The 18,194-nt window shown below is 74.4% G+C and carries 14 protein-coding genes and 2 tRNA genes; 10 read left to right on the forward strand and 6 right to left on the reverse strand.

What is annotated here, in order from left to right; all coding sequences use genetic code 11:
* Positions 1 to 209 precede the first annotated feature (209 nt).
* The 3 genes from ABTZ17_RS07440 (at position 210) to ABTZ17_RS07450 (ending at position 2,767) form a co-directional block, all read left to right on the forward strand.
* Positions 210 to 830, forward strand: a complete 621-nt coding sequence (locus tag ABTZ17_RS07440; RefSeq protein ID WP_352194554.1) for a lytic polysaccharide monooxygenase auxiliary activity family 9 protein — start codon at positions 210 to 212, stop codon at positions 828 to 830.
* Between the two features lie 26 nt (positions 831 to 856).
* Entirely contained in the window at positions 857 to 2,590 is a 1,734-nt protein-coding gene (locus tag ABTZ17_RS07445) for an AMP-binding protein (RefSeq protein WP_352194555.1), read from the forward strand.
* Between the two features lie 103 nt (positions 2,591 to 2,693).
* Positions 2,694 to 2,767 (forward strand) — tRNA-Lys (locus tag ABTZ17_RS07450).
* Between the two features lie 114 nt (positions 2,768 to 2,881).
* Here the strand turns inward: ABTZ17_RS07450 and ABTZ17_RS07455 are convergent.
* Positions 2,882 to 3,640 carry an IclR family transcriptional regulator gene (locus ABTZ17_RS07455; RefSeq protein WP_352194556.1) on the reverse strand — a complete coding sequence of 253 codons (759 nt, stop codon included), beginning with the start codon at positions 3,638 to 3,640 and terminating at the stop codon, positions 2,882 to 2,884.
* Positions 3,641 to 4,077: 437 nt separating this feature from the next.
* On the opposite strand from ABTZ17_RS07455, the gene ABTZ17_RS07460 reads away from it, so the two are divergent.
* Complete coding sequence (locus ABTZ17_RS07460) at positions 4,078 to 5,139, forward strand: LLM class flavin-dependent oxidoreductase (protein ID WP_352194585.1); 1,062 nt, start codon at positions 4,078 to 4,080, stop codon at positions 5,137 to 5,139.
* A gap of 262 nt (positions 5,140 to 5,401) precedes the next feature.
* Positions 5,402 to 7,096: a glycosyl hydrolase family 18 protein gene (locus ABTZ17_RS07465; protein ID WP_352194557.1), complete on the forward strand. Its 1,695-nt coding sequence runs from the start codon at positions 5,402 to 5,404 to the stop codon at positions 7,094 to 7,096.
* 122 nt (positions 7,097 to 7,218) lie between these two features.
* Here the strand turns inward: ABTZ17_RS07465 and ABTZ17_RS07470 are convergent, their stop codons facing one another.
* Entirely contained in the window at positions 7,219 to 9,123 is a 1,905-nt protein-coding gene (locus ABTZ17_RS07470; RefSeq protein ID WP_352194558.1) for a putative bifunctional diguanylate cyclase/phosphodiesterase, read from the reverse strand.
* Positions 9,124 to 9,477: 354 nt separating this feature from the next.
* Between ABTZ17_RS07470 and ABTZ17_RS07475 the strand changes: the two genes are divergently transcribed.
* Positions 9,478 to 10,671 (forward strand): M6 family metalloprotease domain-containing protein, encoded by a 1,194-nt coding sequence (locus ABTZ17_RS07475; protein ID WP_502994615.1) that lies wholly within the window; start codon positions 9,478 to 9,480, stop codon positions 10,669 to 10,671.
* Positions 10,672 to 10,740: 69 nt separating this feature from the next.
* On the opposite strand, the gene ABTZ17_RS07480 is transcribed toward ABTZ17_RS07475, so the two are convergent.
* The 4 genes from ABTZ17_RS07480 to ABTZ17_RS07495 form a co-directional block, all read right to left on the reverse strand.
* Positions 10,741 to 10,814, reverse strand: a tRNA-Lys gene (locus tag ABTZ17_RS07480).
* The gene (locus ABTZ17_RS07485; protein WP_352194560.1) at positions 10,805 to 11,494 is read right to left on the reverse strand and encodes a bifunctional DNA primase/polymerase; all 690 of its coding nucleotides are present in this window, start codon (positions 11,492 to 11,494) and stop codon (positions 10,805 to 10,807) included. Before ABTZ17_RS07485 ends, ABTZ17_RS07480 begins: the two co-directional genes overlap by 10 nt.
* 236 nt (positions 11,495 to 11,730) lie before the next feature.
* A complete protein-coding gene (locus ABTZ17_RS07490) occupies positions 11,731 to 12,075 on the reverse strand; it encodes a DUF8844 domain-containing protein (protein ID WP_352194561.1) in 345 nt (114 codons plus the stop codon).
* A gap of 239 nt (positions 12,076 to 12,314) precedes the next feature.
* Complete coding sequence (locus ABTZ17_RS07495; protein WP_352194562.1) at positions 12,315 to 12,911, reverse strand: histidine phosphatase family protein; 597 nt, start codon at positions 12,909 to 12,911, stop codon at positions 12,315 to 12,317.
* 122 nt (positions 12,912 to 13,033) lie between these two features.
* Between ABTZ17_RS07495 and ABTZ17_RS07500 the strand changes: the two genes are divergently transcribed.
* Genes ABTZ17_RS07500 through ABTZ17_RS07515 form a run of 4 tightly spaced genes read left to right on the forward strand, consistent with a single transcriptional unit; the run spans position 13,034 to position 18,189 of the window.
* Positions 13,034 to 14,029, forward strand: coding sequence for a phosphatase PAP2 family protein (locus tag ABTZ17_RS07500; protein ID WP_352194563.1), 996 nt, complete (start codon positions 13,034 to 13,036; stop codon positions 14,027 to 14,029).
* Positions 13,968 to 15,206 carry a hypothetical protein gene (locus ABTZ17_RS07505; RefSeq protein WP_352194564.1) on the forward strand — a complete coding sequence of 413 codons (1,239 nt, stop codon included), beginning with the start codon at positions 13,968 to 13,970 and terminating at the stop codon, positions 15,204 to 15,206. The genes ABTZ17_RS07500 and ABTZ17_RS07505 overlap by 62 nt, the downstream gene beginning before the upstream one ends.
* Positions 15,194 to 16,780 carry a hypothetical protein gene (locus ABTZ17_RS07510; protein ID WP_352194565.1) on the forward strand — a complete coding sequence of 529 codons (1,587 nt, stop codon included), beginning with the start codon at positions 15,194 to 15,196 and terminating at the stop codon, positions 16,778 to 16,780. The genes ABTZ17_RS07505 and ABTZ17_RS07510 overlap by 13 nt, the downstream gene beginning before the upstream one ends.
* Entirely contained in the window at positions 16,777 to 18,189 is a 1,413-nt protein-coding gene (locus ABTZ17_RS07515) for an AAA domain-containing protein (RefSeq protein WP_502994616.1), read from the forward strand. Before ABTZ17_RS07510 ends, ABTZ17_RS07515 begins: the two co-directional genes overlap by 4 nt.
* The last annotated feature ends 5 nt before the right edge of the window (positions 18,190 to 18,194 follow it).

Genomic DNA, 18,194 nt, shown 5'->3' on the forward strand with positions numbered 1-18,194 from the left:
GGAGCGGCCCTCGGGCCCCCTCGTTCGCACCTTCAACTCCCGTACCGCGCGGGCGGATGCACGGCCGGACCCCGGAAACAGCCGGGGTCCGGCCGTTCGCACATTGGTCTGGACATGGACAACTCATGTCCATAGTCTGGGACTTGGTCTAGACCTAAGAAATGCGCGCGCCCCTCCCCAGGTACTCCCCCCACGCCCCAAGGAGCAACATGCGCCTCTTCCGTATGCCCAAGCCCCCGGGCCGTCGTGCGACCGCCGCCGGCGTCGGCCTCGGTGTCCTCGTCGGTGCCGGCATCGCCATGGCCCCGACCGCCCAGAGCCACGGCTACATCGACCAGCCCATCAGCCGCAGCAAGCTCTGTCAGACCAAGGCGGTCAGTGACTGCGGCCCGATCCAGTGGGAGCCCCAGAGCGTCGAGGGCTTCAAGGGCTTCCCGGCCGCGGGTCCCGCCGACGGCAAGATCTGCGCGGGCGGCCACTCCGAGTTCGCCCAGCTCGACGACCCGCGCGGCGGCAACTGGCCCGCCACCCAGGTGTACGCCAACCAGAGCTACAACTTCCGCTGGCAGTTCACCGCGAACCACTCCACCACGGACTTCCGCTACTACATCACCAAGAACGGCTGGGACTCCACCAAGCCGCTCACCCGCGCCGCCCTGGAGCCCGCGCCCTTCTTCACGGTGGCCTACAACGGCGCCCGCCCCGCGATGACCACCGTGCACCAGGGCGTCATGCCCTCCGGCAAGGCCGGAAAGCACATGATCCTCGCCGTGTGGACCGTCAACGACACCCCGATGGCGTTCTACTCCTGCTCCGACGTTCAGTTCTGACGCTCCGTCAGCTACCGTGCGGCAGCATGGGGAGCGCAGCGGGGGCGACGGCGGACCGGGCGACACGGGCGGAGGCGCCGCGGACCGTCGCGGAGCTGATCGCCCGCCGGTGGGATGACCACCGGACGGGGCTGCGGGACCACACGGTCTCGCTCAGCCACCACCAGGCCGCCCGGGCGTCCGCCGCCCGCGCCGCGCTCCTCGCCGACCTGCTGCCGCGCGGTGCCTCCCCGCACGTGGGGGTGCTGCTCGACAACACTCCCGAGTTCCCGTGCTGGCTCGGCGCGGCGGCCCTCGCCGGGGCCGCCGTCGCCGGGATCAACCCCACCCGGCGCGGACCCGAGCTGGCCCGCGACGTCCTACACACCGACTGCCGGATCCTCGTCACCGAACCCCGCCACCTGCCCCTCCTCGCCGGCCTGGAGCTCCCCGGAGTCCGGATCCTCGTCACCGGCACCGAGGAGTACGCCGCCCTCCTCGCCCCCTACGAGGACGCCCGCCCCGGCGAGGCCGTGCTGCGCCGCGGCGGACCCGGCCCCCGCGACACCCTCCTCCTCTACTTCACCTCCGGCTCCACCGGCGCCCCCAAGGCCGCCCTGTGCACCCAGGGCCGACTGGCCGCCGCGGGCGCCTCGCTGGCCCGGCAGTTCCGCGTGGTCCCCGAGGACGTCCACTACGTCTGCATGCCGATGTTCCACGGCAACGCCGTCATCGCCGCCTGGGCCCCCGCCCTGGCCGCCGGGGCCGGAGTGGCCCTGCGCGGCCGGTTCTCCGCCTCCGCCTTCCTCGACGACGTCCGCGCCTTCGACGCCACCTACTTCACCTACGTCGGGCGTGCCGTCCAGTACCTCCTCGCCACCCCGCCCCGCCCCGAGGACCGCGACCACCGGCTCCGGCGGGGCTTCGGCACCGAGGCCGGAGCCGTGGACGCGGCCCGCTTCGCCGCCCGCTTCGGGGTCCCCCTCGTCGAGGGCTACGGCTCCTCCGAGGGCGGGGCCGCCCTCCGGCGCACCCCGGGCACCCCGCCCGGAGCCCTCGGCCGGGCCGCCCCCGGCGAGGACCTCGCCGTGGTCGACCCCGAGACCCGCCGGGAACGCCCGCCCGCCCGCCGCGGCCCGGACGGCACCCTGCACGGGATCGCCGGGGCCATCGGGGAGCTGGTCAACCGCGGCCGCAGCCCCTTCGAGGGCTACTGGCGCAATCCGGAGGCCGAGGCCGCCCGGCTCCGCGGCGGCTGGTACTGGACCGGCGACCTCTTCTACCGCGACGAGGAGGGCTACCTCTACTTCGCGGGCCGCACCGACGACCGGCTCCGCGTGGACAGCGAGAACCTGGCCGCCGCCATGATCGAGGAGATCCTCTCCCGCTGGGAGCGCGCCGCCGCCGTGGCCGTGTACGCCGTCCCCGACCCCGTGGCCGGAGACCAGGTGATGGCCGCACTCGCCCTCCGCGACGGCGAGGTCTTCGACCCGGAGGGGTTCGCCGCCTTCCTGGCCGCCCAGCCCGACCTGGGCACCAAGATGTCCCCCTCCTACCTCCGGATCGTCCCCGCCATGCCCGTCACCGCCACCAACAAGATCCACCGGGTGGCCCTGCGCCGCGAGGGCTTCCGCCCCGCCCCCGCCCCCGGCGCGGCCCCCGACCCCGTCTGGTGGCGCCCGCCCGGGACCGAGGCCCTGCGCCCCCTCGCGCCGGCCGACCTCGCCGCCCTGCTCGCCCGCTACCGGGACCAGGGCCGCGCCGCGCTGCTGGAGCGCTGACCTGCGGCCTTCCTCGGCCGGGTGAGGGCGGCCCCGGCGCGGCCCGCCCGTGGGGTGGTCACGAGCACCCCCGGGGACCGGGTAGTATTTTCTCTGTCAGCAGGCGCCGCTAGCTCAGTTGGTTAGAGCAGCTGACTCTTAATCAGCGGGTCCGGGGTTCGAGTCCCTGGCGGCGCACCTGATCTTCGGGCGGTTTCCGGTTCACCGGGAACCGCCCGAAGTGCTTTCCGGGCCGGACGGCCGGTCTCCGGACGGAGGCGGGCCCGCGCGCCCGCCCGACGGGTCGGGGCCTCAGAGCGTCAGCGACAGCAGCAGCGAGGCGGCCCGCCGGTTCAGGGTGTCCGCCGCCGACCGCAACCGGTACACGTCCGACACCGGCAGCGACAGGGCCACGCAGCCCACCGCCGCACCCGCCGTCATCGGGACCGCCGCGCACACCGTGCCCAGCGAGTACTCCTGCAGGTCCAGCACCGGCACCGTCGCCGGCTGCGCGTCCAGCTGCGAGAACAGCACCCGCTCGTCGGTGATCGTCCGCGAGGTCAGCCGGGCCGTGCGGTGCCGCGCGAGGTGGTCCCGGCGACCGTTCCGGTCCAGCTGCGTGAGCAGGCACTTGCCGACCGCGCTCGCGTGCGCCGCCGAGCGGAAGTCCACCCACTCGTGCACCTTCGGGGCCCGCGGCCCGTCCGCGACCTGCGTGATCCGCACCTCGCCGTCCAGGTACCGGCTGATGTAGACGGCCGCGCCCAGCGAGTCCCGCAGCCGGTCGAGGTTCTCCTGGAGCTTGTCCCGCAGGGCCCGCTGTCGGTCCGGGCCGGAGCCGAGCAGCAGCAGGGAGTCGCCTATCGCGTAGGCCCCGTCCGCCACCTCCAGCACGTACCCCTCGCGGCGCAGCATCCGCAGCATCGGGGCCAGGTGGCCCACCGGGAGGCCCGTCTCGCGGGCGACCTGTGGCTCGGAGACCCCGCCCGCGTGCCGCGAGATCGTTTCGAGTACGCGGAGTGCGTACTGCACCGAATGGAACGGCGCGGTCGGCTCGGGCTTCAGCGCCACGGTCCCCCCTGGGCAGGTAGTCAGCGCTTCCACTTCCACGATAACCACCAAGCCCGCCGCGCGGCACGGCTGTTGAAGAGTTCGATGGCTCGATCACATCGTCCTGGAACCGCCCTCGCCCCCGGCATATGCCAAGGTCACCGCCGTGCGGGAGGTGCCCGGGGGGAATGGGCGGCGGCCCGTCCCTGTTCGACCCCTTCGCAAGGATTGTTCGGACGGGCTCGACCACGGACGGGAGCGGCACGGTGCAGGCGAAGGACGCAGGACGGCAGGACGGAACGGGCAGCCAGGAGGCCGGACCGGGTGGACCGGACGCCCCCGGAACGGAGGAACGGGCCCCCGCCGGACCCGCGCGCGGCGGAGCCGCCCCCGGGGGCCCGGATCCGGCCACCCCCACCGCGGACCGGGCCCCGGACCCCGCCGCGGACCCGCACGGCATCCGCGGCCGCGCGCAGGGCTCCGCGTCGGTCCCGCTGTCCGTCCTCGACCTGGTCACCGTGGGCACCGGCGGCAGCGCGGCCGCGTCCCTGCGGACCAGCGTGGAGCTGGCCCGCCTCGCCGAGCGCCGCGGCTACCACCGCCACTGGGTCGCCGAGCACCACTCCATGCCCGGAGTGGCCAGCTCCTCGCCCGCGGTGATCCTGGCCCACCTGGCCGCCCACACCGACCGGATCCGCCTCGGCTCCGGCGGGGTGATGCTGCCCAACCACGCCCCGCTCGCCATCGCCGAGCAGTTCGGCACCCTGGAGGCGCTGGCCCCGGCCCGGATCGACCTCGGCCTGGGCCGCGCCCCCGGCACCGACGGAGGCACCGCGGCGGCCCTGCGCGGGCCCGGCCGGGGCCAGGACGGGCCCGAGGACTTCCCCCGGCAGCTCGCCGAGCTGGTCCGCTTCCTCGACGACGGCTTCCCGGACGGGCACCCGTACGCCCGCATCCACGCGGTGCCCGGACCGGTGCAGGGCCTCGGGACCGGCCGGCCGCCGATCTGGCTGCTCGGCTCCTCCGGCTTCAGCGCCCGGCTGGCCGGGGAGCTGGGCCTGCCCTTCGCCTTCGCCCACCACTTCTCGGCGGCCAACACCGTGCCCGCCTTGGACCTGTACCGGCGGTCCTTCCGGCCCTCCGCGGTCCTGGACGCCCCCTATGCCCTGATCGGGGTGGCCGTACTGGCCGCCGACGAGGAGCGGGAGGCGTACCGGCAGGTGCTCACCGGGGCGCTGTCGATGCTGCGGCTGCGTCGCGGCGTCCCGGGTCTGGTGCCCGGCCCGGAAGAGGCGGAGGCTTACCCCTACTCGGAGGTGGAGCGGGAGTTCGTGGCGGACTGGACGCGCAACGTGGTGCACGGCACGGCCGAACAGGTCCGGGCCGGGCTCGGGGGTCTGCTCGCGCGCACCGGGGCGGACGAGCTGATGCTCACGTCCAACGTCCATGGAAACGCTGCCCGGTTGCGTTCCTACGAGCTCGTCGCAGATGTGTACGGCCTGCCCGGAGGGGGTGCCTGACCGGCCAACGGGGTGCGAACGGGGTTTGGCTGGTTTGTTGCCGAAACCTGTCCCGCGGGATGGTCGAGAGATCAACGAAACCGCTCGTCACCGGGGGTGGCGGGCGGTTTCTGATGTGCGCTCACGTCCCTGACATGCCGTTTTGCTCTGAGACTGGTCTAGTCCTTCTTTGGACTGAACCATTGACGGGGTCCTCGGGTGACGGCTATCACTTTCCTCAACACGTGGACCCCCCGCCCCTCCCGCACTCCGGAGGAAGTTCATGCACATCCGTAAACCGCTCGTGGCGGCTCTCGCCACCGCCGGGCTCGCCGCCGGAGCACTGGCAGGTTTCGCAGGACTCACCACCGCACAGGCAGCCGACGCCTCCACCACCGCCGCATCCGGCGGAGTGCGCATCGCGTACTACGACCAGTGGAGCGTCTACGGCAACGCCTTCTACCCGAAGCACCTGGACACCCGTGGCATAGCGAGCAAGTTGGACATCATCAACTACTCGTTCGGCAACATCCACCCCACCAACCTCACCTGCTTCATGGCCAACAAGGCCGCCGGTGACGACAACAACCCCAACGCGGGTGACGGTGCGGGCGACTCGTACGCCGACTACCAGAAGTCCTTCAGCGCGGCCGACAGCGTGGACGGCGTCGCCGACAAGTGGGACCAGCCGATCGTGGGCGTCTTCAACCAGTTCAAGGAACTGAAGGCCAAGTACCCCCACCTGAAGATCAACATCTCGCTGGGCGGTTGGACGTACTCCAAGTACTTCCACGACGCGGCCAAGACCGACGCCTCCCGCAAGAAGCTGGTCTCCTCCTGCATCGACCAGTACCTCAAGGGCAACCTCCCGGTCGAGGGCGGCTTCGGTGGCGCCGGTACCGCGGCGGGCATCTTCGACGGCATCGACATCGACTGGGAGTACCCGGGCTCCTCCGGCGGCCACCTGGGCAACCACTACGGCCCCGAGGACAAGCAGAACTTCACGCTGCTCCTCGCCGAGTTCCGCAAGCAGCTCAACGAGTACGGGGCGGCCAACGGCGGCAAGAAGTACATGCTGACCGCGGCCATGCCGGCCGGCCAGGACAAGATCAAGTACATCGAGACCGACAAGATCGGCCAGTACTTGGACTACGCCAACATCATGACGTACGACATGCACGGCGCCTGGGACGGCGACGGGCCCACGTACCACCAGTCGCCGCTGTACTCGGGTGCCAACGACCCGACCGACCCGATCGCTCCGGGCACCGAGAAGTACAGCATCGACAACGCCATCGACTCCTGGATCGACGGCAACCCGACCTACGGGATCGCGGGCGGCTTCCCCGCCAACAAGCTGACCCTGGGCTACGAGTTCTACTACCGCGGCTGGAAGGGCGTCCCCGCGGGTGCCGCCAACGGCCTCGCCCAGTCCGCCACCGGTGGCTCCGGCGCCCGCCCGCTCAGCCAGCAGGCCGGCATCGCCCACTACAAGGAGCTCGGCGGGATCGTCGACAACCCGGCGACCACCTTCTGGGACGACCAGGCCAAGTCCTCGTACTTCTACAAGGACGGCGAGTTCTTCACCGGCCTCAACCAGAAGTCCATCCAGGCCCGCGTGGACTACGGCAAGCAGCGCGGCCTGGGCGGCGCGATGATGTACTCCCTGCTCGGCCTGGACAACAACATCACGCTGCTGAACCAGATCTCGGACGCCCTCGGCGGCAGCACCCAGCCGCCGACGACCCCTCCGACCACTCCGCCGACCACGCCTCCGACCACTCCGCCCACGACCCCGCCGACCACGCCGCCCGCCGGTAGCTGCACCAACCCGGCGTACGCGGCGGGCACCGTCTACAACGGCGGCACCCTGGTCTCGCACAAGGGCAAGAACTGGAAGGCCAAGTGGTGGACGCAGAACGAGGAGCCCGGCACCACCGGTGAGTGGGGCGTCTGGCAGGACCTCGGCGCCTGCTGATCTCCCCCCACCGCGCGCCGAGCGACGGACCGCCCCGCACCCCGTGACCGGGGGTGCGGGGCGGACCCCGCTCCCGGGACCGCTCCCCGGACCGCGCGCCCGGCGCCCCGGCCCCCGGATCCTCAGGATCCGAGGGCCGGGGCGCCCGCCTGTTCGCCGATCATCTCCGAGATCCGCTCCGGGGCCACCGCCCGCGAGTACAACCAACCCTGCCCGGTGTCACAGCCCACCCGGCGCAGCCGGGCCGCCTGGCCCGCGGTCTCCACGCACTCCGCGGTCACGGTGAGCCCCAACCGGTGGGCCAGCTGCACGAGGGCCTCGACGATGGTCTCGTCGGCCGGGTTCGGGTGCGAGCCCTCCTCGTAGCGGAAGCCCCGCACGAAGGAGCCGTCCAACTTCAGCACCGACACCGGCAGCCTGCTCAGGTAGGCCAGGTTCGAGTAGCCGGTCCCGAAGTCGTCGATGGCGATGCGCACCCCCATGTCCCGCAGCTCCTGGAGGGCCTGGAGCGGGCGGCCCGTCGAACCCATCACCGCGGACTCCGTCAGCTCCAGTTGGAGCAGCTCCGCGGCGAGCCCGGTCTCGGCGAGGATCGTGGCCACGTCCCGCACCAGGTCCGAGTCCCACACCTGCCGGACGGCCACGTTCACGCTCACGAACACCGGCTCGCGCGCCGGGTGTTCCAGTTGCCAGCGGCGGGCCTGACGGCAGGCCGCGCGCAGCACCCAGCGGCCCAACGGCACGATGGAGCCGTCTTCTTCCGCAATTCCGATGAACCGATTCGGCGGCAACTGTCCGAACTGCGGGTGGTGCCAGCGGACCAGGGCCTCCACCCCGCGCACCACCCCGCTCTCCAGGTCCACCAGCGGCTGGTACTCCAGATGGAACTCCCCGCGTTCCACGGCCGGCCTGAGGGTGGAGGCCAGGGCCTGCCGGGTCATCCGGTGGGCGTTGCGCTCGGGGTCGAAGAGGGTCCAGCGGGCCTTCCCGTCGGCCTTGGCCCAGTACAGGGTGGTGTCCGCCATCTGCATCAGCCCGGTGGCGGTGGCCCCGTCCGCGGTGCGCTCCACCACACCGATCGAGGCGGACACCGACAGGCGCTGCCCGGCCAGGTCGAAGGGCTCCTGCACCGCGGCGAGCACCGAGCGGGCCAACTCGGCCAGTTGCTCGGTGCCGGTGGAGTCCTCCACGAGCAGGGCGAACTCGTCCCCGCCGAGCCGGGCCACCAGATGGCCGCCGCCGCGCCGGCCGCCGGTGTCCCCGGCCTGGTCGGCGCAGGTGGTGAGCCGGGCGGCCACCGCGGTCAGCAGCCGGTCCCCGACCCGGTGCCCCAGGGTGTCGTTGACGGCCTTGAACCCGTCGAGGTCCAGGTAGCACAGGCCGATCCGGCCGGTGCCGCCGTGCTCGTACGCGGAGGACTCCAGGGCCGCGGAGAGGCGTTCGAAGAACAGGGCGCGGTTGGGCAGCCGGGTCACCGGATCGTGCATCTGGAGGTGGCGGAGCCGGGCCTGGAGGTCGCGGCGGTCGCTGATGTCGGCCACGGACAGCAGCACGTCGGGGGTGCCGGGCACGGGGCCGAGGGTGATCTCGGTCCAGAGGGAGTGGCCCTCCGGGTGGCGCAGTCGCCGGGTGCAGCGCAGCTTGGCCTGGCGGCCCCGGAGCACTTCCAGGTACGCCTGCCAGGTGCGGGCCTCGGCGGCCAGGTCCACCAGATCGGCGGCGGACCGGCCGGTGAGGGCCTCCGGTTCGGCGCCCAGCAGGGCGCCCAGGGCCCGGTTGGCGGCGACGACCAGGCCCTCGCGGTCGATGACGGCCATGGCGAGGTGGGCGGCGTCGAAGGCGGCGCGGTAGTCCCGGGGTCCGGGTCCGGCGGCGGAGCCGGGTGGTCCGGTGGGCCGGGGGCTCGCGGTGCGGTCGGTGTGCTCGGGGTGCTGACGGGGGGCGTCGGCGCCGTCGGGGTGACGCTGCGTGGTGACCGGCCGGTTCCCCTCGGCCGCCGGTCCGGTCCCTTCCGGAGTTCCGCTCACGGCTTTCTCCCGGTGTCGGAGCAGGAAAGTGTGCCGATCATAGAGCCAGCCGGGAGGGGCTATCCAGCCGCGCCGCCGGTATCCGTGACGGGGGTCGGGCGGGTACGGACGGGTGTACGACAGTTTTCGGCTACACCCTGCGCGGCTCTGAGCGGGTCGGGTCCCCGGCTGATCGCATGTGACGTTCCGTGATCTTCCGGAGGGTCAGTGGCGTGACCGTCCGCTCACTCAGGTGGGGCACTGGAACAGGACAATTGCCCATGTATCGGCACAAGGTGAGGGGGATGCCCGCCACGCTCACCGGAGGTCCATGTGCCGCGACAGCAGACACCCGGGGGAGTGGAGAGCTCCCGCATGCGCAGTGCCGCGGCGGGGCTCACCTCCCTCACGGCCCTCGCCGCCATGTCGCTCGTCGCGGGACCCGCGGTGGCCGAGCCGGGGCCGGCCCCCTGCGAGCTGGCCCGGACCTCGGCCCACCACTCGCTGGGGCTGGACACCTGGAACGCGGCCTACCCGAAGCCGGTGCGGACCCTGAACGCCGTGATGGTGTTCCTGTCCTTCCCCGACGCCGTGCCGCGCACGGGCACGGCCGAGCTGGCCGCGGACCACTTCCCGGAGACCAGCCGGTTCTTCGAACGCGCCTCGTACGGGAAGTTCCGGCTGGTGCCGCACCCGCAGGCGCGCTGGCTGGCCATGCCCGAGCCGTCGACCTCGTACCGGATAAAGCGGGACTGGGCCCCGGAGGACCGGGCGGCCTATCTGCGGGACGCGGTGCGGACCGCGGACCGCGAGGTGGACTTCAGCCGGTACGACGTCGTGTACTTCGTGGCCGATCCCGATGCCCCCGGCGTGGACTCCGACGCCACCAAGGTGGTCAACTTCGACCGCCCGCTCCGGGCCGACGGCTCGGACCTGCGGCGGATCGTCACCGTCTTCGAGCAGCACCCGCCGGACCGGAACGTCCTCGCCCACGAGACCGGGCACGTCTTCGACCTCCCCGACCTCTACCACCGGCCCTCGGACGGCAAGGGGGACTGGGACACCCACGTGGGGGACTGGGACGTCATGGGCAGCCAGTTCGGGATGTCCCCGGACCTGTTCGCGTGGCACAAGTGGAAGCTGGGCTGGCTGGAGGCCGGGCAGGTGGACTGCGTGCAGAGCGGGACCAGCCTGCACACCCTGCAGCCGCTGGGCGCGCCCGCCGTGCCCGGCAGTCGCGGCGGGACCCGGCTGGCGGTGGTCCGCACCGGCGAGAACAGCGCCATCGCGATCGAGGCGCGGGGTTCCGCCGGGAACGACGAGGAGACCTGCACCGAGGGCGTCCTCGTCTACCGGGTCCGCAACGAGGCGGCCTCGGGCGGTGGCCCCATCGAGGTCCTGGACACCCACCCGGAGACCGAGGCGTGCGTGGAGCAGTCGGTGTACCCGCCGCTGGCGGACGCGCCGCTCGGGGTCGGGGAGTCCTTCACGGTGCCGGGGGAGCGGATCCGGGTGGAGGTGGCGGACCGCACCCCGTCGGGGGACTGGACCGTGAAGATCACGACCTGAGCGACCCGTGCGCGCCCCCGCGCATACGAAGAAGCCCCCCACATCGCTGTGGGGGGCTTCTTCCGTCTGTGCGCCGCCAGGGACTCGAACCCCGGACCCGCTGATTAAGAGTCAGCTGCTCTAACCAACTGAGCTAGCGGCGCTTGCTGACGTGGAAGACATTAGCACTCTGATCGGCGGAAGGAAAAATCGATACCCGCACGGCGGCCGCCGAAACCGCCCGGACGGCCCGCACGCACGCCCACAGCATGACCTCCGGTCCGGGCAGCCAGGGCTGCCCCCCGTCCGGGGCCACCAGCCAGCGGGACGGGGCCGGGCCCTCGGCCCCGCCCGCGGGGCGCAGCGCGGGTACGGCCACGGCGTCCCCGCGGCCGTGACAGAGCAGGCTGGGGATGGCCCCGCCCCACTCCTCCCAGTGCAGCAGGGCGGGCAGCCGGTGGGCCGTGCCGGGGGCGGCGAACAGCAGCATCCGCCCCCGGTGCACGGCCACCGGGCCCGAGCCCGGGCCTTCCTCCCAGAGCCGGTCCAGCATCCGTCGCCCGAACACCGCGGGCACGTTCACGACGTCGAAGGCCGATCCACAGGGCAGCACCGCGGGCGCCGTGGGGCGCGATTCCCAGAGGGAGAGGGTGCTGCGGGGGTAGGGGGAGGCGGAGGCGAGCCAGGCGGCACCGGACGGCGTGACCCGGGCGGCGTGCCCGTGGCCGGGGTCCACCGGAGCGGCGAGCAGCCCGCCCGGCCCGTGCCCGAAGGCGCCCAGGGGGGCCCGGTGGCCGTCGGTGTCCCGCTCTTCGCGCGTCTCGTCTCGCACCCAGGAACTCATGAACGCAAGGTTGCCGGGAGTGCTCGCGCGGATGCCGGGAGTTGCGGGAAACCGGGACGGGCGGCCCCGGGGTCCGGTATCTTCCGCACCGCATATGCCACTGGCGCCGGAGCGCGGCCCCCGCCGGGACCCGCAGCGGCCGGCCCCGATCGGCCCCGGTCCCGGTCACCGCCCCGCGATCCGGCCCCGAGCCCGATCCCGGACCGCCGCGGCCCCGGCTCGCGGGGCGGGCGGCCTCAGGCGGGGTCGCGGTCCCCGTTCAGCAGGCCGCGGCCGAACTCGATCATCTTGTCGGCGTAGTCCTCGGTCCACTCGGCGCGGTCGGCGATGTCCGCGGCGGACAGCCGGTCGAAGCGGCGCGGATCGGCCAGCTGGGCGGCCGCCACGGCCTGGAACTCGATCGCCCGGTCCTGGGCGGCCCGGAAGGCCAGGGTCAGCTCGGTGGCGCGGGCGAGCAGCTCCCGGGGGTCGTCGATGGACTCCAGGTCGAAGAAGTGCTCGGGGTCGGCGACGGCTTCCGAGGGCTCGAAGAGCAGCGGCGCGGGCCGCATCCTCCGCTCGGTCCTCTCGGGCTCTGGCATGGATGTCCTCCGGCTCCTCGCTGCGTACGTGCGGACGGCCCGGGGCGTCCCGGGCCGTCCTCCATTGTCCAGCCCCGCGCAAGACCACGGCAGGGGGCCGGGACCGGCGCGGGGGTGCGCGGGACCCCGACGCGCCTGCGCGGCCCGTGCGCCGGGTCGGGCGGACGGGTCCCGCGCACGGGTCGTGCGCACGGGGGCCCGCCGGCCGGGCGGCGGCCGGTGGCGCCCCGGCGCCGCCGTCACTCCTCCAGGTGGCCGGTGTCGTTCCAGCGCTCCAGGGCGGGGGCGCCGTAGGCCCAGCCGAGGACGGACAGGGAGGTCGGGTCGAGCCGGATGCGGGAGCCGAAGGCGGCCTCCATGCCCAGCCAGCGGGCGGCGATGGTGCGCAGGATGTGGCCGTGGGCGAAGACGAGCACGTCCCGCTCGGCGGCGCGGGCCCAGGCGACGACCTCGTCGGCGCGGGCCGCGACCTGGGCGACGGTCTCGCCGCCGGCGGCCCCGTCCCGCCAGATCAGCCAGCCGGGCCGGACGGCGTGGATCTCGGCGGGGGTCATCCCCTCGTAGTCGCCGTAGTCCCATTCCATGAGGGCGTCCCAGGGCTCGGCCCGGACCCCGAAGCCGGCGAGTTCGCAGGTCTCGGAGGCGCGGACCAGGGGGCTGGTGCGGACCTCCAGGTCGCGCAGGCCGTCCCAGGGGTGTTTGGCCAGCCGGTCGCCGAGCAGGCGGGCGCCGCGGCGGCCCTCCTCCAGGAGCGGCACGTCGGTCCGCCCGGTGTGCTGGCCGGACAGGGACCAGGCGGTCTGTCCGTGACGGGCGAGCAGAATGCGGGGTGCCATGCGGTATCTCCCGGTACGAGTCGGAATCGGGCAGCGCGATCATCATCCCGCAGATGAACGTCGGGCCACTTCTGTCACAACTGCGAAGCAACCTTCCGGTTGCCTCAGGCGTCTTACGGCGTATGCCAGAACCCGCGGACCCCTCTCTCCCCGCCCGCCGCCGCCCGCGGTGGTGGACGGAGCTCCTGCTCATCGCCGTCGTGTACGCCGCCTACTCCGGCGGCCGGCTGCTCGCCCGCGGTGACGTGTCCACCGCTGTCGATCACGGCCTGGCGATCCTCGATCTGGAAAAGCTGCTGTTCCTCAACGCGGAGCACCCGCTGAACCGGCTCTTCACCGAGGAACCCTGGATCGGCATACCCGCCGACTTCGCGTACGCCTCCCTGCACTACCTGGTCACCCCGGCCGTGCTGGTCTGGCTCTACCTGCGCCGCCCGGCCGCCTACCTGGGGGCCCGCACCTGGCTGATGCTCTCCACCCTGCTGGGCCTGGTCGGCTTCACCCTGATGCCCACCTGCCCGCCCCGACTCCTCGACCCGGTGCACGGCTTCACCGACACCATGGCCCAGTACAGCTCCTACGGCTGGTGGGGCGGCGAGGCCAGCGCCCCGCGCGGCCTGGGCGGCCTGACGAACCAGTACGCGGCCATGCCCAGCCTGCACGTGGGCTGGGCCCTGTGGTGCGGGGTGCTGCTCTGGCGGCACGGCCGCCACCCGCTGCTGCGGGCCGCGGGCATCGTCTACCCGGTGCTGACCGTCCTCGTGGTCCTCGGCACCGCCAACCACTACCTGCTCGACGCCGTCGCCGGAGCCGCCGTCATGGGCATCGGCTACCTCGCCGCCCCGCGCGCCGTCCGCCTCGCCGGCGCCCTCGCCGCCCGGATCGGCGGCCGCCCCACCGCTCCCACCGCTCCCGCCGCCGCGTCCGGCACCGGTCCCGCACCCACGACCGGCGCCGCCGCCGCTCCCGCCGCACCGGCCTCCCCGCACGCGGCCGCGACGGCGCGCGAGGGCGGACGGGCCCCGGCTGTCAGTGGCGGATGGGAGACTTCCGCGCGTGAGCGCCTACCCGCCCAGCGGACCACCGCAGACGACGACACTCCGGCAGCGGCTCGCTGAGCTGCGCGGTCCCGCCGTACCACCGCGCCCCCTGGACGCCCGGGCCCTCGCGGCCCTCGCCGCGAACCCGGGCTGTCGCAGACGGGCCCTGCTGGACGGCGCCGGCGTGGACAAGACCGCCCTCGCCGCGGCCCTCGGCTCGCCCTCCTCGTACGGCCAGTCCCAGTTCGCCCTGGTCCGCGGCAACTCCTTCGAGGCACGGGTCAAGGCCGAGGGCGGGGCCGAGCTGCTGCGCCTGGTCCGCGAACACCTGGGCGCCGACGCCGGCCCCGCCCCCGCCGCCCGGGTCCCCGACCTCACCGCGGCCGGCCCCGAGGGACGCTTCGCCCGCACCCAGATCGCCCTCCGGGAGGCCACCGCGGCGGCCAGGGAGGGCTCCTGGACCCTGCTCGACCACCCGATGCTCGTCCTCGACGTGGCGGGCACCCCCGCCTACCTGGAGCCCGACGCCGTCGTGGTCCGGCCCGGCGGCCACTGGACCGTCGTCGAGATCAAGTCCTTCCCGATGATCGACGGCGCCGCCGACCCCGCCAAGGTCGGTGCCGCCGCCCGCCAGGCCGCCGTCTACACCCTCGCCCTGGAGCGGGTCGCGGGCCTCACCGAGGGCGCCGCCGTGGACCACGGGATCCTGCTGGTCTGCCCCAAGGACTTCTCCAACCTCCCCACCGCCGCCGGCGTCGACATCCGCAAGCAGGCCGCCGTCACCCGCCGCCAGCTGGCCCGCCTGGTCCGCGTCGAGGAACTGGCCGAAGCCCTCCCCGCGGGCACCGTCTTCGACCCGGCCCTGCCCCGCCCCGAGCTGACCCGGGCCGTCTCCGCCGTCACCGCCTCCTACGCCCCGGACTGCCTCGCCGCCTGCGAGCTGGCCTTCCACTGCCGCGACCGGGCCCGCGAGGCCGGGGACGTCACGGCCCTCGGCCGCGGCCTCCGCGCCGAGCTCGGCACCCTCACCACCGTCGAGGCCGCCCTCACCGCCGCGCACTCCTGCCCGTCGCGGCGCACGACCCCCGGCACCGAGCGGCCCGCGGACACCGATCCCGCGGACGCCGACCCGGCCGAGGAGGACCCCACCGCGCGGGCCCTGCGCCGCGCCGCCCGGCTCCGCGCCGAAGCCCTCGCCGAAGCCGCCGCCCGGCCGCCCCGCCCCCGCACGGAGACCGCCCCATGTCCCTCCTGACCACCCTGGCCCGGCTGGAAGCGGCCCGTGAAGGCCGCGCCGTCCCCCTGGCCACCGTCCGCCACCGGCACCTCGGCGAGCGCCCCCTGGTCCTCGTACCGCTCACCACCGCCGGCGAGGCCGGCGCCCCCCTCGGCGCGCTCGTCGGCACCGACCGCGACGCCCCCCGGCTCCTGACCGTGCCCCAGCCCCGCGACCGCGACCTGCGCTGGGCCTTCCTCGCCGACCTCGCCGAGGAGGTCCTGCCGCACCTGGACTCCTACGCCGACGCCGTCGAGCCCGTCGAGCGGAACGAGACCGACCCCGCCACCGGCACCCGCACCCGCGTCACCGCCGAGCTGTGCCTGGACGCCCCCCAGCTCGTCGTCCCCAGCGCCGCCGGCATCGAGTACGTACGCCTCCTCGGCCGCTCCATGCGGTTCCGCCGCACCGCGGAACAGGACCCCGACACGCCCTACCCGGCCCCCGCCCGGGTCCCGCTGCTCGGCCGTTGGTTCACCCACTACGCCGAGCGCTCCCGCACCCCCGGGTCCAGCCTCCTGCTCTCCGCCACCGGCCTGCTCTCCCGGCACTGGGCCACCGGCCAGAGCGGCCTGGAGGACCAGCACCTGGCCGCCCTGCTCGCTTGGACCGACCCCCGCCCCGACGCCGGCACCGGAGCCGAACAGGCCCTCCGCGCCGAACTCGACCGCGACGACCGCGGCCTGCTGCGCGTCCCGCCCGCCGGGCCGGCCACCGACCCCGCCTTCGACAACAAGCTGCTCGCCCCCGCCATGGCCCGCTACGACGCCGCCCGCGTCCCCGGCGACCGCGACCCCGACCCGGCCGCCGTCGCCGCGGCCGCCGCCGAGGTCCACGCACTCGTCGGCACCCAGCTCCGCCCCACCTGGGACGCCGTCTGGCAGGCCCTCGACCTGGTCCGCGCCCTGCCCCCGGGCGCCCGCACCGAACGCCGCTGGACCGGCGACCGCTGGTCCTACACCGGCCACCGCGACCGGGTCCGCGCCGGCGAACCGCCCCAACCCCGCCGCGACGACGCCGTCTCCGCCGCCCGCAAGCTCGGCTCCCGCGAGACCGACCAGGCCCGCCTCGACGCGCAGGAGGCCCTCGACGACCCGCTGGTCATGGCCGGCCGCCGGCTCGCGGGCGAGGCCTTCGTCGGCGAGGTCACCGAAGTCCTCCCGGAATGGACCGACGCCCCCCGTCCCCGGCCCCGCCCCCTGATCACCCTCGTCACCGAGGACCTGCCCCGGTTCGACGGGCCGGCCAAGGCGTACCGCGGCCTGGACGGCTCGGCCCAGACCGCCGAGCTCGTCTCCTACGAGCACACCGGCCCCGGCGACCTCGGCGAGGTCGTGCTCCGCCTCATCGACCGGATGGGCCGCGGCCGCGAACCCGAGCCCGGCTCCGTCCCCGAGAAGGGCGACCGGGTCTGCTGGACCCTCTTCGAACACGAACCGCGCACCGGTCCGCGACTGCCCGAACCGGACGCCACCCCATGGACCCACGGCGGCCCGCCCGGGGAGACCGCCGGCGAACCCACCGACCCCGTGACCGACGAGGACCTCCTGTGACCCCGCCCCCGACCGCCCCCGCCGGGGCCGGGCGCACCGAGGCCGGGACGGCCGGCCCCGGGTTCCCCGCCGACCCCGGCGCGGCCGCCGCCCTCGCCACCGACCGGATCCTCCGCGACACCCTGCACGGCCCCGGCCGCGGCGTGGTCGTGGACTCCCCGCCCGGAGCCGGCAAGTCCACCCTCGTGGTCCGCGCCGCCCGGGAACTGGCCGCGGCGGGCCGCCGCCTGATGATCGTGGCGCAGACCAACGCCCAGGTGGACGACCTGGTCCTCCGCCTCGCCGAGAAGGACCCGGAGTTGCCCGTCGGTCGGCTGCACAGCAGCGACACCGACTCCTACGACAAGGCCCTTCTCGGCCTGCGGTCCGTCACCCTCTCGGCGAAGCCCGGGGACCTGACCGGACTGCCCGTGGTGGTCTCCACCGCCGCCAAGTGGGCCCACGTCCAGGGGGTGGAGCCCTGGGAGCACGCCATCGTGGACGAGGCGTACCAGATGCGCTCGGACTCCCTGCTGGCCGTCGCGGGGCTCTTCGAACGGGCCCTGTTCGTGGGCGACCCCGGACAGCTCGACCCCTTCAGCGCCGTCGACGCCGACCAGTGGGCCGGACTCTCCCACGACCCGGCCGCCTCGGCCGTCGCCACCCTGCTCGCCCACAACCCGGACCTGCCCACGCACCGGCTGCCGGTCTCCTGGCGGCTGCCGGCCTCGGCCGCGCCGCTGGTCTCCGGCGCCTTCTACCCCCACACGCCGTTCCGCAGCGGCACCTCGGAGGGGGACCGGCGGCTCTCCTTCACCGCCGCCGGGGACGGCACCGGCCCGGACCGGGTCCTCGACGAGGCCGCCGCGTCCGGCTGGGGCCTGCTCGAACTGCCCGCCGGGCACGCCCCGCGCACCGACCCCGAGGCGGTGCGGGCGGTGGCCCTGGTGGTGGCCCGCGCCCTCGGCCGGGGCGCCGTCTCCGTCTCCGAGCAGTCCCCGGAGCCGGCGCCGGTGACCGCCGGCCGGATCGCGGTCGGCACCGCCCACCGGGACCAGGCCGCCGCGGTGCGCGCCGCCCTCGCCGAACTGGGCGTGCGGGGGGTCACCGTGGACACCGCCAACCGGCTCCAGGGCCGTGAGTACGAGCTGACCGTCGTGCTGCACCCGCTGTCCGGGCGCCCCGACGCGACCGCCTTCCACCTGGAGACCGGTCGGTTGTGCGTGCTCGCCTCGCGGCACCGGCAGGCGTGCGTGGTCGTCGCCCGGGCGGGCATCGCCGAGCTCCTGGACGAGCACCCCTCGGCGGAGCCGGTGCGGTTGGGGGCGGCGGTGCGCTTCCCGGACGGCTGGGAGGCCAACCACGCCGTGCTGGCGCACCTGTCGGCCCACCGCGTCCCCTGGCACGCCCGACCTCGTGAGCGGGGCTGATCCCG

The sequence above is a fragment of the Streptomyces sp. NPDC097619 genome (assembly GCF_040302735.1).
Lineage (GTDB): Bacteria > Actinomycetota > Actinomycetes > Streptomycetales > Streptomycetaceae > Streptomyces.